At 70.9% G+C, this 13,230-nt stretch carries 8 protein-coding genes and 1 pseudogene; 6 read left to right on the forward strand and 3 right to left on the reverse strand.

All coding sequences use genetic code 11. From position 1 onward, the window contains the following. The 4 genes and pseudogenes from ACFVDP_RS39845 to ACFVDP_RS39860 all read left to right on the forward strand — a co-directional run. A pseudogene (locus ACFVDP_RS39845) lies at nt 1-1,234 on the forward strand (hypothetical protein); the annotation flags it as partial. A 52-nt stretch (nt 1,235-1,286) separates the two neighbouring features. Next, entirely contained in the window at nt 1,287-1,712 is a 426-nt protein-coding gene (locus ACFVDP_RS39850) for a YbaB/EbfC family nucleoid-associated protein (RefSeq protein ID WP_383501361.1), read from the forward strand. Nucleotides 1,713-1,952: 240 nt separating this feature from the next. Next, nucleotides 1,953-2,414 (forward strand): hypothetical protein, encoded by a 462-nt coding sequence (locus tag ACFVDP_RS39855; RefSeq protein ID WP_383501364.1) that lies wholly within the window; start codon nt 1,953-1,955, stop codon nt 2,412-2,414. A 16-nt stretch (nt 2,415-2,430) separates the two neighbouring features. Further along, on the forward strand, nt 2,431-3,759 hold the full coding sequence (locus tag ACFVDP_RS39860; RefSeq protein ID WP_383501367.1) for a hypothetical protein: 1,329 nt from the start codon (nt 2,431-2,433) through the stop codon (nt 3,757-3,759). 58 nt (nt 3,760-3,817) lie between these two features. Here the strand turns inward: ACFVDP_RS39860 and eccCa are convergent, their stop codons facing one another. Next, nucleotides 3,818-7,777 carry a type VII secretion protein EccCa gene (gene eccCa / locus ACFVDP_RS39865; protein WP_383501380.1) on the reverse strand — a complete coding sequence of 1,320 codons (3,960 nt, stop codon included), beginning with the start codon at nt 7,775-7,777 and terminating at the stop codon, nt 3,818-3,820. Nucleotides 7,778-7,998: 221 nt separating this feature from the next. On the opposite strand from eccCa, the gene eccD reads away from it, so the two are divergent. Further along, entirely contained in the window at nt 7,999-9,402 is a 1,404-nt protein-coding gene (gene eccD / locus ACFVDP_RS39870) for a type VII secretion integral membrane protein EccD (protein WP_383501370.1), read from the forward strand. Nucleotides 9,403-9,425: 23 nt separating this feature from the next. After that, nucleotides 9,426-10,910 carry a type VII secretion protein EccB gene (gene eccB, locus ACFVDP_RS39875; RefSeq protein WP_383501372.1) on the forward strand — a complete coding sequence of 495 codons (1,485 nt, stop codon included), beginning with the start codon at nt 9,426-9,428 and terminating at the stop codon, nt 10,908-10,910. 26 nt (nt 10,911-10,936) lie between these two features. Here the strand turns inward: eccB and ACFVDP_RS39880 are convergent, their stop codons facing one another. Together ACFVDP_RS39880 and ACFVDP_RS39885 are read right to left on the reverse strand one after the other, a co-directional pair. Then, a complete protein-coding gene (locus tag ACFVDP_RS39880) occupies nt 10,937-11,332 on the reverse strand; it encodes a MarR family winged helix-turn-helix transcriptional regulator (RefSeq protein ID WP_383501383.1) in 396 nt (131 codons plus the stop codon). Nucleotides 11,333-11,628: 296 nt separating this feature from the next. Next, a complete protein-coding gene (locus ACFVDP_RS39885) occupies nt 11,629-12,948 on the reverse strand; it encodes an epoxide hydrolase family protein (protein WP_383501374.1) in 1,320 nt (439 codons plus the stop codon). Between the last annotated feature and the right edge of the window lie 282 nt (nt 12,949-13,230).

Here is a 13,230-nt window from a genome sequence, read left to right on the forward strand (position 1 = left end):
CCACTTCCCGGACGGCTCGTCGTTCACGGCGAACCCCGACGGCAGCACCACGGTGACCAACCCGGACGGATCGTCGACCACCACCAATCCCGACGGCAGTACGACCGTGACCGGCACCGACGGGTCCTCCACCACCCAGTTCCCCAACGGCGTCACCGAGACGGTCGGCCCTGACGGGCAGACGCACGTCACCGCCCCCGACGGAGCCGCCGCGGTGCAGAACCCGGACGGCAGCGTCACGACGACCTTTCCCGACGGCAGCGTGTCGACGGTGCAGCCGGACGGCTCGGTCACCACCACGGGAGCGGGCGGGCAGAGCATCTCCAGCCATCTGGACCCCGGCCAGTCGCTGGTGAATCCCGACGGCTCCACGACCAGCATCGGCTCGGACGGCGCCGTGACGACCACGCTGCCCGACGGGAGCTCCTTCACCGTGAACCCCGACGGGACCGTGACCACCACGGACCCGACCAGCGCCGCGAACGGCAGCGGCCTGGGCGGTCTCTCCCAGCTCCCCACCTCGTCCGGCGGCGGAGGCTACACCTCCACCTCCCTCCCCAGCGGCAGCAGCCTCGGCGGCCTCGGCAACGACTTCGGCAGTTCCCTGACCACCCAGGCCCCCGACGGCAGCCTCACCACCCATTTCCCGAGCGGCGCCAGCGCGATCACCGGCCCGGACGGCAACACCACCACCACGTTCCCCGACGGCAGTTCCACCGTCACCGGTCCCGACGGCCAGTTCCAGGCACTGCCCAGTCCCAGCGCCGCGTCCGCCACCGCCGACGGGACGCCGGCCACGGATTCCTCGGGCGGACAGGGCGGACAGAACGGGACGGCGGGCCAGGCGGCGGCCGGGAGCGGTGTCGACAGCGGCCTGGCCGGCCTGATGTCGCCCATGATGATGATGGCGAGCATGTCCCGCATGGGCCAGGGCCAGGGGCAGGGTCAGGGGAAGGACCAGGAACGCGTCCGCGAGGTGTACGCCGACGGCGAGTCCGACGGCGCGTTCCTCCAGATGCCTTCCGCGGCGCGACAAACCGCTCCGGTGGAGGAAGACCCGTTCGAGGAGGAGGAAGAGGACTCCGAGGAGATCCTCGGCCGGTCCGCCGCAGCACAGCGCGGTGGGCGAGGCTACTCCCGTCCGGACACCCAGAGTTCCCCTTCCGGATGGTCGGACGGGGACGACGTGTGGGGCACCGAGGACGGCGGCCTGCCGGCATCGATCGGCCGCTGAGCCGACGCGGGGACCGACGCACACGTCTCACGGACAACCCGAAAGGCGCACCATGGACGACGCGCTGCACAAGCAGCTCCAGCAGGAGCTCTCCGATTTCACCCGGCACCACGAGGCCCTGGTCAAGGCCCGTGACGAGATGGCCGCCCTGACGGTGACGGCACGCTCGAAGGACAAGGCCGTGGAGGTCACGGTCGGCGCGCAGGGCGAACCGACCGGGCTGCGTTTCCTGAACAACAAGCACCAGACGATGACGGCGCAGAAACTCGCCGCGAGCGTCCTGGAGGTCCTGACCACGGCGCGCCAGCAGGTGGCCCAGGAGGCGACGGCCCGCTTCGCGGAGGTCTCCGACTTCGGCCTGGGCATCGCGGGCTCCGGCCTCAAGGACCTCGACCTCGACCGTCTCCTCGAACCGCTCACCGCCACGGACAACTCCCCGGCCCGGCCCAAGCCGCCCGCCAGCCCGGAGCCGTCGTGATGCTCTGAGGGAGACGAGGTTCCCTCGACCACCCCGCCCGGCCGGCCCGCCGCCGTTATGTCCGCGTCAGGGAGTGGCCCCCGCCCATCAGGGGTTCGTATGGGCGGGGCCGGGCAGCCCCGCGGGGGTGATGTTCTGATCGGAGCGTGACAGAAGTCGCGCGTGAGCTGCGTGGTTGACCGCTCGTCAGGCCCTTGCCTGCCCTGCGGCACCCGCCCGCGATCAGTCAGGGGTTGGGTTGTGCCTGGTTCACCGCCGCCGGTGGAGGGGGGCGTCTCGGTCCCCTCGCCCCCCGACGGCTACCGCAACGTGCCCGTCTCCGCGCCAGATCCGGACCTGCACGTTCCCGGCATGCCCGGCGACGGGCTGCCCGGTGGCGTCCTTGTCGTCGACTACGAGTTGCTGGAGCGCGCGGTCTCCGAAGCGGAGGAGGCGGCCGAGGCCGCCGACGGTCTCGCCCGGAGCATGGCGAACGCGGTCCGGCGCTCCGGCCCGGCTCCCTGGGGCGACGATCCGGCCCTCGGGCAGACGTTCGGCAGTGTCTTCGCCGACCCGCGTGATGCCCTCTTCCAGGCCCTGCAAGGGCTTCCGCAGGTGCTCCGGAACATCGCCGAGGACCTCCGCGGCATGGACACCGGCTTCCACGGGGCCCAGAAGTACGCCGAGAGCGCGATCGCCCAGGCCCGGACCCACACCATCTGAGGAGGGGGCGTTCCTCGTGGTAGACGCGCACAACGTTCCCCCCGAGCTGCAGAATCTGCTGCTCATCACCACCGGCAACCGGTGGCCCACCGGTGACGAGACGGCACTGCGGGCCGAAGCGGCGGCCTGGCGGGAGACGGCCCACGCCCTCAAGCCCGTCGTCGAGCTCGTCGAGACCGTGGGATCACTGGCGGACAGGGCACTGTCCGGCGCGGGCGAGGACGCGGTCGACGCCTTCATCGCCCGGCTCGTCGGCGGCCACGGCGTGGACGAACCCGACGCGGTGCTGCCGCTCCTCATCGAGGCCGCCGAGTCCGCGGCGGAGGCGCTGGAGGAGGAGGCCCTCCAGATCGAGACGCTGCGCATCGAGATCATCGGCGCCCTGGTGGTGCTGTTCCTCCAACTCATCATCGACTCGGCGATGTGGATGTTCGGCGGAGCGGCCAAGGCCGCCGAGGACATCATCGCCACGAGGGTGCTCTGCCTGGCCTTCGTACGGCAGGCCGTAGCCCACATGGTGACGCGGCTGACCGAATCCGTGGTCGCCATGGTGGGAATGGCGCTGCTCGCCCAGATCATCGAACTCGGCGAGGGCCACCGGCGCTCGCTCGACGGGCGCGAACTGGGAGTGGCCGCCGTCAACGGCGCGGTCGGTGCTCCCGTGGGCTTCGGCATGGGGCTGGTGGGCGGTGCGGCCATGGCCGGACTGAAGAACCTCGCGAAGAAGCCGTTCTTCACCAAGCTGCCCAACAACGCGCGGTCACTGGCGAAATTCGGCACCGTCGTGAGCTTCAACGCCGGTTTCGGCGCGCTGACGGGCATGGCGGAGGCCGGGGCACAGGACAGCGTCTACGGTCTGTCGGGCGACTGGGTCGCGGGCGCGGCCAACGGCTCCTACAACGCCGTCTGGGGAGCCAGACACACCGCCCAGAACCCCGCGGGCCGCTTCGCTCTCTCGCCGGCCGAGCACCTTGAGGAACTGATCGACCATCATCTCGCGGGCCTCGACAAGAAATCCGCCGGTCAAGCCCCTTCCGTCCGCCCTCCCGCAGAAGGCCCGGACCCGGACGACAGCTTCCTCGATCTGGGACCCGACCCCGAGGCCGACCCCGGCCCGGTGTCCCCGGCACGCCGGCCGGACGACAGCTTCCTCGATCTGGAATCCGACGACGGTGATCCACACGATCCTGGCGAGAGTTTCCTCGACCTCGACCTCGACTCAGACTCAGACGTCGACCCCGGGCCGGATTCCCTGGGCCGAGACCCGGACGACAGCTTCCTCGATCTGGGACCCGACGACATCAGCGACTACGTCTTCAGAATGCTGAATCCGTCAGCCTCCTGACGGGTGGGCGGGCGAGCTTCCTCGCCCGCCCACCACGCCGTCGAGCCATGCCCCGCGCTCACAGCCCCGTCGGGTCGTTCCCGTCGTCATCGCCGGTGTCCACCAGGGCCGTCTGGATCTGCAGCGTATTGCGGCGCGTGATGTACAGGCCGCGACCGGGCGGCAGGATGCGGGGTTTGACGCTGCCGAAGACGATGCCCTCGGAGGGCGGGCAGGACATCAGCAGGCCGGGGGAGTTGACCTCCAGCATGCGGCGTACCAGCGGATCGTTCACGCCCCGCATGGCACCGGCCGCGGCCCTGGCCACGACCATGTGCAGGCCCACCTCGTAGCCGAGCGGCAGATGTTCCATCAGCGGGTCGAAGGGCGGCTGCATCGGCTGGGCGACCAGGTCGTAGTCGTCGACCAGGACGAAGAGCCGCGGCCCCGACCACCAGTCCGCCCGGCGCATCCGCGCCGGCGAGATGTCGGCGCCCGGTGCCCGCTCCTTCAGCGCCCGCCCGACCCCCTTGACCAGCTCCCGCAACTGGTCCACGGAGACGGCATGGCCGAGCCGGTACTCCTGCGGCACGGCTTCCACCAACTCGCGCCGGTAGTCCACGACGAGGATTCTGGCTTCGGCGGGTGTGAAGGTCTCCACCACCGATTTCGCCATCAGCCGCAGCAGGTTCGTCTTGCCGGACTCGCTGTCGCCGAACAGCACCAGGTGCGGCGTCTCGGAGAAGTCCTGCCAGGCGGTGCCCAGTTCGGTCTCCTCCACACCCAGCGGGATGCGCAGCCGTTGGTTCTGCGGAGCGGGCGGCAGCGTACGGGCCTCCAGCCGGGTGGGAAGCATCCGCACCGGCGGGGCGGACGGCCCGGCCCAGGCCTCGGCGACCGCCGACACCAGGTCGGCGACACCGTCGGCGAGGTCACCGGCGTCCTCGATCGCGTCGATCCTGGGCAGCGCCGCCAGGTAGTGCAGCTTCGTCTCGGCGGTCAGACCGCGCCCGGGCGAGCGGGGCACGCTGGACGCGCGCCGGATGTCGACCATGGAGTCCATGGCGTCGCCCATCCGCAGCTCCAGCTTGGTTCCCATCTGGTCACGGACCGGGGCGGACAGCTCCACCCAGCGGGAGGCGGTGGTCACCAGGTGGATGCCGTAGTTCAGGCCACGGGCCGCCAGCTGGTTGATGACGGGCAGGTCGTCCTGGAAGTCCTGCCGTACCGTCGACCATCCGTCGATGACCAGGAACACGTCACCGTGCGCCTCCTCGGGAAACTCGCCGGCGGCCCGGCGCCGGCGCAGCGTGGGCATGGAGTCGATGCCGTGCTCCAGGAACATCCGCTCCCGGCGGGCCAGCAGCGAGGTCATCTCGGCGAGGGTGCGGCCCACCCGCTCGGTGTCCAGGCGCGCCGCGACCGACCCGACATGCGGCAGGCCGGAGAGCCCGGCCAGGGTGCCACCGCCGAAGTCCAGGCAGTAGAACTGCACCTCGCGCGGGGTGTGGGTGAGCGCCAGCGCCGCGATCAGGTCGCGGACCAGCGTCGACTTTCCGCTCTGCGGGCCGCCCGCGATGCCGACGTGACCGCCCGCGCCGGACAGGTCGACCGTCAGCAGATCGCGCCGCTGCTCGAAGGGCCGGTCGACGACGCCCACCGGGACCTTCAGCTGCCCGCGCTCGCTCCAGTCCGCCGTGGTCAGGCCGTAGTCGGGGTCGGGCGACAGCGGCGGAAGCAACCGGTCGAGGGTCGGCGACTGCGCCAGCGGCGGAAGCCACACCTGGTGCGCCGGCGGCCCGGAGTCCTGAAGCCGTTCCAGTGCGACGGACAGCAGCGAAGGGGCTTCCTCCTCGCTCTCCGCACCGGCCGGAGGTTCCTGCACCGGGCTGGGTGTCACGGCGCGTTCGGTCACCCGCTCGGTGCCCCACGCCATCACCTGGCTGGCGACCCGTGCCTGGGCGAGCGCGCCGGAACGCCGGCGGTAGCCGCCGGAGACGTACGCGGCACGGAACCGGGTCAGCGGCTCCATGCCGCTCTTGAGGAACCCGGCGCCGGGCTGCGAGGGAAGCTCATACGCGTCCGGCACGCCCAGCACACCCCGGCTCTCCATCGCCGAGAAGGTACGCAGACCGATCCGGTACGACAGATGACTCTCCAGATGGTGCATCCGGCCCTCGTCCAGACGCTGCGAGGCCAGCAGCAGATGCACGCCGAGCGAGCGGCCCAACCTGCCGATCATCACGAACAGTTCCATGAACTCGCGGTGTGCCGAAAGCAGTTCGCTGAACTCGTCGACCACCACGAACAGGCTGGGCAGCGGCGCCAGCGGGGCACCGGCAGCCCGGGCCTTCTCGTACTCCAGCGCAGAGGTGTAGTTGCCGGCCGAGCGCAGCAGCTCCTGACGGCGTATCAGCTCACCGTGCAGGGCGTCCTGCATCCGGGAGACCAGCCCGGCCTCCTCCGCCAGGTTGGTGATCACCGCCGATGTGTGCGGCAGCTGGTCCAGGCCGAGGAACGTCGCACCGCCCTTGAAGTCCACCAGCACGAAGTTCAGGACCTCTGAGGAATGGCTGAGGGCCAGCGCCAGCACCAGGGTGCGCAGCAGCTCGCTCTTGCCGGAGCCGGTGGCGCCGATGAGCATGCCGTGCGGCCCCATGCCGCCCTCCGCCGACTCCTTGATGTCCAGCGCCACCGGATGTCCGTCGCCACCGACCGCGATCGGTACGCGCAGCCGCTGCCCGGCGGAGGCGCCGCGCCGCTCCCAGTACGTCTTCGGATCGTGCCGGTACAGGTCGGGGATGCCCAGCAGGGTGGTGAGTTCCACATCAGTGGCGAACGGCTGGGCCGCCTCCACGGTCGCGCCGGTGCGCATCGGGGCCAGCACGGCCGCCAGCGCCCGCGCGGTGGCCGGGCCGAGCCGGTCGGCGCGGCCCAGAGCGGTCAGCGACTCCTTGCGGCTGCGGTCGGTGCGCACCAGCTGCACCTCGCCGTCCTCCGCGTGCAGGCGCAGGGTGGTGCGGCCCGGCCGCCAGGCCAGTTCGCCGCTGACGTCGAGCACCACGGTGTTGTGGACGCCCGCCCGGCCGAACCGATGACCGGAGGGCACCTGTCCGCCGTCGACGACGATCACGGTGTACGGCTCGTCGCGGCTGGCACGGGCGCCGGCCTCGAAGGGCGGCCGGTCGGTGAACTCCTCGCCCAGCAGGGCCTCCAGCTCCGCCGCGGCCGAGGCGAACAGCCGTACCGGACCCGTCCCGTCGGTCTCCTCCCGGTGGTGGGCGTGCGGCAGCCATTTCGCCCAGTCCCACTCCGCCGCGTTCTCGGCGGAGACACAGAAGGCGATCGTCAGCTCCTGCGGGGAGTGCGCGACCGCCAGCTGAGCGATGACGGCCCGCACGGTCTCCAGCAGCTCCGCCCGCTCACCGCGCAACAGCACGCGGGCCCAGGCCGGCAGGAAGATCGCGATGGGCTGTTCCGGAATGGTCGAGTAGGCGTTGACGAAAGCGCGCAGAGCGTGCGCGGTCAACGGGTCGAGATCCTCGACGGGCTTGGTGGAACTGGTGCTCAGCCGCATGCCCAGACGCTGCTCGCCGACAGCGAGTCGCACCTCGGCGAAGTCCGCGTCGGACGGGCGGCGTTCCCACAGCCGGGTGGTGCGGGCCTGCGCCCACAGGGCCGAAGGTTCCGGATGCCGCCACGCCAGTGCGCTCTGCTGGTCGGACACCGCGGCCCTGACCTTTCGCCGCTGTCCGCCGAGGTAGCGCAGATAGTCCCGACGGGCCCCCTTCAGCTTCTGCCGCCGCTCCACACCACTGCGCATCACCTGCCCGAACAGCATCAGCACCATCGCCACCGCCATGACCCCGACCACCACGAACGTCATCGGGCTGGACGCCTGTCCCGGGCGCACGTACAGCAGCACCATGGCGCCAGACATCATGACCATCGGAAGAACCGTCAGCATGCTTCCGCCGCTGCCCGGCACCTGCTCGGACAGCACCGGCGGCTCCTGGAGCACCAAATCGCCGGTGGGCATGTCGGGTTCTCGGCGCCGGGCCGGCCTGCGGAAGAAGACGACGCTCAACAGAGAGTCCTTTGCGTGGAGCAGGAGACCACAAGCCGGTGTGTGGGATACGTATGAGACCCCGGAGCCTGTGGAGCAATACCTGTGAGACTATCGGGCATCACCGAGGTCGCCAACAATGGCACCGCATACACCCGTTCACATGATCGGCCGGCGGAGAGGTGTGAGCGTAAATGAGTGAAGGAACTCTCGCGGGGGTGTGCCGTGTGAGGATCCGGGCGCCGGAGAAGATCCTCGATCTGACCCTCCCGTCCGACATCCCGCTCGCGGACCTGCTGCCCGTCGTCGTCGGCCAGGCCGGCGAGCAGCTGGAGGAAGAAGGTCTGGAGCACGGCGGCTGGGTGCTCCAGCGCATCGGCGGCGAACCACTGGACCCGGAGGGCACCCCCGACACGCACGACCTGCGCGACGGCGAGTCGCTGCTGCTGCGCCCGGCGTACGAGGCGCTGCCCGCCGTCCGGTTCGACAACCTCGTCGACGCCGTGTCGGCCACGGTCCGCGAGCTGCCGCACCCCTGGACACCCGGGGCGGCCCGCTGGACCCTGCGCATGATGACGGTGGCCGCGCTGCTGGCCTGCGCGGTCGTTCTGCTGCTGCCCGGCGACACGGCGTCCCGGGTCGCGCTGGCGTCCGGCGCCGCGCTGCTGGCGCTGGCGGGCGCGGGAGCTGCGGCACGAGTCCTGGACGATCCGCCCGGCGGCGTTCTGCTGGGACTGACGTCCTGTCTTCTGCTGGGGCTGACCGGTGTCCTGCTGACGGGGGCGGGTGACCCCGGCAGCGACCCGGCGTCCCACACCCGGACCGGCGCCCAGCTGCTGGCCGGGTCGGCGCTGGCGGGCGTCGGCGCCGCCCTGGCCCTGACCGTCGTGGCCGGCTACGCCGTCGTCTTCGCCGCCGCCGCCGTCCTGTGCGTCGCCGGGGTCGTCGGCGGGACACTGATGATCGCCCTGGATGTGCCGTTCTCCGCCGCGGCGGGCGGTGTGGCGGTGGTCGTGGTCGTCTTCGGGTCCTTCGTGCCCCGGCTGTCCTTCTCCTTGTCGGGACTGCGGCTGCCTCCGCTGCCCACCACTCCCGAGCAGCTCCAGGAAGGCATCGAGCCCTACCCCGGTGAGGAGATCGCCGCACGCGCCGCGGCCACGGACCGCTGGATGACCGGCTTCTCCGTGAGTGCGGGCGCCGTCTGCGCCCTGTGCATGGCCGGACTGGCCCGTCGGCCCGAACCGCCGCAGCTCGTGACGTGCGCACTGCTGGCGCTGCTCCTGGCCCTGCACAGCCGAAGCCTGGGGACCTCCTGGCAGCGGCTCGCGCTGGCCGTACCAGCCCTTCTGGGACCGCTGCTGGCCGCCGTCGAACTGGCCGCGAGCCGGGACGCGGGCAACCGGCTGGCGGTCTCGGCGGCGCTCCTGTCGGCCGCGGCGGGACTGGCCATCGCCTCGTGGACGGTGCCGGGCCGCCGGCTGCTGCCGCACTGGGGACGGGCCGGGGACCTCCTCCAGTCCGTCACGGCCTTCGCGTTGCTGCCCGCCGCCCTGTGGTGCCTCGACGTGTACCAGACGCTCCGCTCGGCCAACGGCTGAGCGGTGAATGAGGAGTTACCCCCATGCAGAACCGGCGAGACCAGGTCCAGGCCCACCGCTTCGTCGTCTCCCGGCTGACCAGCGGCCTGCTGCGCGCCGATCCCGACGCCCCCGAACCACCGACCCGCCGCACGGACAAGGGCGTCGCGCTGGGTGCTGTTTTCGCGGCCGTCCTCGGCGTCGGCGCCCTGGTCTTCGGTCTCATCAGCCCCGGCGGGGCCGTCGGCTGGCGCGACGGCCAGACCCTGGTGGTGGAGAAGGAGACCGGCAACCGCTATCTCTTCGACGGCGACAAGCTGTCCCCCGTACGCAACTACACCTCGGCGCGGCTGCTGGCCGGCGCGGGCCTGAAGACGGACGTGGTCTCCGCGGCGTCGCTGCGCGGCACCCCGCACGGTGACCCGGTCGGTATCGAAGGCGCCCCCTACGACCTGCCCGACACCACCTCGTCCGGGGTGTGGGAGGTGTGCACGGGAACCCAGGCGACGGAATCGGGCGAACGGCGCGGTGTCACCACGTTGGTGATCGACTCCAAGCTGTCCCATGCCTCGGTGACGGACGGCATTCTGGTGCGGGAGGCACACTCCGACCTGTACCTGGTGTCGCACGGCACCCGCTTCCGGCTGCCCAACGCACAGGCAGCCGCCACCGCTCTCGGCTACGGAGCCGGCACCCCCCTGCCGGTCTCCGCGGCTTTCCTCGACTCGGTACCGGCCGGCGCCGATCTCGCCCCGCCCCAGGTGAGCGGGCAGGGTAAGGCGGGGCCCGACCTGGGCGGCGTCCACACCCGCGTGGGCCAGGTCTTCACCGTTCGTACGCCCGGCTCCGACCAGCAGTACTACCTGCTGCTGCGCTCAGGGCTCACCCCCCTCACCACCACGCAGGCGGCGCTGGCCCTGGGTGCCCCTTCCACCCGGGAGAAGGCGTACGCGGGTAAGTTGCCCACAGCTGTACAGCTCTCCTCGGACACGGTCGACCAGGCGCTGGCACCCAAGACGTCAGCCGGCGAGAGTGCCACCGTCGCGAAGGTGGGGAGCGCGCTACCGACCGCGCCGCCACGGCTCACGGGCGTGGCCGACGACGACGACCTGTGCGTGCGGTTGACCCCGCACGGCGACGCGGGAACCGGCATCGACCTGGTGACGGTGCCCGACGACGACGTGGCCGAGCTGGCCGCAGCTCCCCGCCGCTCGCTCGCCGCGCCCTGCCTGAAGGTGGATGCCGTGTCCGTGTCCGCCAATGGCGGTGGGCTCGTACGAGCTCTGGGCAGTGCCGGCGCCGACGTGGGGACGACCACCTACCTGGTCACCGACACCGGAGAGAAGTACCGCGTGACATCCGAGGCCGCCGCGACAGCCCTGGGCTATGACCTCGGCCACGCGCGCAAGGTCCCCTCGCCGCTCCTCGACATGCTGCCCACGGGGCCCGATCTCTCGCTCGACGCAGCCAAGTCGGGAAGCAGCGACGCGGCAGGTCAGGATCGCTGTGGGGGGAAGCAGAAGGCGTGAGGCTACGCCCCTGGGCAGGGCATCGGTCAGGTGTCGATCTTTTCGATGACGGTGTCGGTGATTTCGGCGAGGAGGGCGATCTGGCCGGGGGAGAGGTGGTCGAGGAAGAGCCGTCGGACGTCCTCGACGTGCTGGGGTGCGGCGCTGGTGATGGCTTCGCGGCCGGCGGGGGTGACGATGACGTAGGCCCCGCGGCCGTCGTCGGCGCATTCCTCGCGGTCGGTGAGGCCGCGTTTGGTCATGCGGGCGATGTGATGAGACACCCTGCTCTTCTCCCAGCCGAGCACCTTGGCGAGTTCGAGGATGCGCAGTCGGCCGCTGGGTGTGCGGGTCAGCTCGGCCAGCACGGAGTAGTCGGTCGCGGACAGGCCGAACCTGCTCTGCAGGGTCCGGCCTGCCTGGTTCACCAGGAGGTCGTGCATCCGCAGTGTGCCGCGCCACGCCCGCTCCTCGACCGGGCTGAGCCAGCGGGATGAATAATTCATGAACACACCCTACGAGAAGGCTGATGCGGGCCGGGCTCGGCGGGGCAGCCCCCGCGCCGTGGTCAGGCCGATCCTGGCCGACCACGGAGCCGGAGCCGGTGGTTCCCAGCACGCGAACTCAGAAGGATGGCCTGTCAACCAGGTGGCCATTGTTCTTGGCCGCGCTGTGGGTGCCACGAATGCGGCGACGGTAGACATGTCATCATGTCCACCGTCGCCGCACTGAGACCTGCTCACTTCACCAGCTGAGCGAACTTCCTGATCTCCTGGGCGAACAGCTGGGGCTGCTCGAACGCCGCGAAGTGGCCGCCGTAAGGGATCTGGTCGTTGTAGTAGACCAGGTCGCTGTAGGCCCGCTCGGCCCAGATCTTGGGGCTGCGGACCAGTTCGTGCGGGAACACGCTCAGGCCGACCGGCAGGTCGAGCTTGGTCAGCTCGGAGGCGCCGTAGTTCTGCCAGTACAGGCGGGCGGAGGAGGCCGCGGTGTCGGTCAGCCAGTACAGCGTGATGTTGTCCAGCATGTCGTCCTTCGACAGGACGCCGCCCGGCCGGCCGGTGTTGTCCGTCCAGTCGAGGAACTTCTCGAAGATCCAGGCGGCCTGCCCGGACGGGGAGTCGGCGAGGGCGTAGCCGATGGTCTGCGGACGGGTCGACTGCTCCGAGAAGTATCCCGAGAGCTGGCTGGAGAAGGTCTGGATCTGGTTCAGTGCCGTCTGCTCCGCGGGGGTGACGGTGTCGGTCACCGGCGGGCTGAACGTGTACTCGGGGAAGTTCAGCTCGACGCCCAGCAGACCCTTGGGGCGCAGCTTGCCCAGCTGGGTGGTGATGCCGCCGCCCCAGTCGCCGCCCTGCGCGATGTAGTGCGTGTACCCGAGGCGTTCCATGAGGGTGGCCCAGGCCTTCGCGATGCGGGCGGTGGTCCAGCCGGTGGCGTCGGGCCGGTCCGAGAAGCCGAAGCCGGGCACGGAGGGGACGACCACGTGGAAGGCGTCCTTGGCGGTGCCGCCGTGGGCCGTGGGGTCGGTCAGCGGACCGATCGCTTTCACGAACTCCACGAAGGAGCCCGGCCAGCCGTGGGTGAGGATGATGGGCGTTGCGTTCGCGTGCCGGGAACGGACGTGCAGGAAGTGGATACCCAGGCCGTCGATCTGCGTGCGGTACTGGCCCAGCGCGTTGATCTGCCGCTCGAAGCGGCGCCAGTCGTACTGGGTGCGCCAGTAGTGGAGCAGGCTGGTCAGCTTGTCGAGCTGGACGCCCTGGGAGTTGTCGGTGACGGTCTCCCGCTCCGGCAGACGGACGTGGGCCAGACGCTCGCGCAGGTCCTTCAGCAGGGCCTCGGGAACGTGCAGGTTCAGCGGAGTGATCCTGGAGGTCGCCTTGGGCAGTTGCAGCGGGCCGACGGCGCCGGTGTCAGCGGCCGCCAGGTCCGTACCGAGGACCGTCGGCACGGCGGTCGCCAGGCCGGCGACGGCGGCGGTGCGCAGCAGATTGCGACGGGAAGGCCGGAATCCGGCCTCGTCCTCGGCCGGGCGGGAATGAAGCGGTGCAAGCATGAAGTCTCTCCAACTCCTGTGGATGCGCGACCTGGTGGGGGTGGATGAGCAGCGCGCGGGGGCATCTCGTGCGCGGGAACGGCGGGCGCGTTGCGCACGAGACGACCGGCGTTGTGCACGCCAGCACGGTGCGTGGCGCTCCGGTCCGTGGACGGGTGGGAACGCCTCTTCCGAGCACGGCGGTGGTGGGTGTGGGGCCGCGGGGTGGTTAGTTGGTGGTGAGGGCGTCCTTGAGGCTGGCGACGGCGAGGAGGACGGCGTGCTTGGCGGCTTCGGTGTTGT

The sequence above is a fragment of the Streptomyces sp. NPDC057694 genome, from assembly GCF_042799415.1.
GTDB lineage: Bacteria > Actinomycetota > Actinomycetes > Streptomycetales > Streptomycetaceae > Streptomyces.

What these genes read in the sequence shown, in the direction of transcription:
- ACFVDP_RS39850 (WP_383501361.1), top strand. Translation starts at nt 1,287, where the DNA reads ATGGACGACGCGCTGCACAAGCAGCTCCAGCAGGAGCTCTCCGATTTC.
- eccCa (WP_383501380.1), bottom strand. Translation starts at nt 7,777, where the DNA reads ATGCCCACCGGCGATTTGGTGCTCCAGGAGCCGCCGGTGCTGTCCGAG.
- eccD (WP_383501370.1), top strand. Translation starts at nt 7,999, where the DNA reads ATGAGTGAAGGAACTCTCGCGGGGGTGTGCCGTGTGAGGATCCGGGCG.
- eccB (WP_383501372.1), top strand. Translation starts at nt 9,426, where the DNA reads ATGCAGAACCGGCGAGACCAGGTCCAGGCCCACCGCTTCGTCGTCTCC.
- ACFVDP_RS39880 (WP_383501383.1), bottom strand. Translation starts at nt 11,332, where the DNA reads ATGCACGACCTCCTGGTGAACCAGGCAGGCCGGACCCTGCAGAGCAGG.
- ACFVDP_RS39885 (WP_383501374.1), bottom strand. Translation starts at nt 12,948, where the DNA reads ATGCTTGCACCGCTTCATTCCCGCCCGGCCGAGGACGAGGCCGGATTC.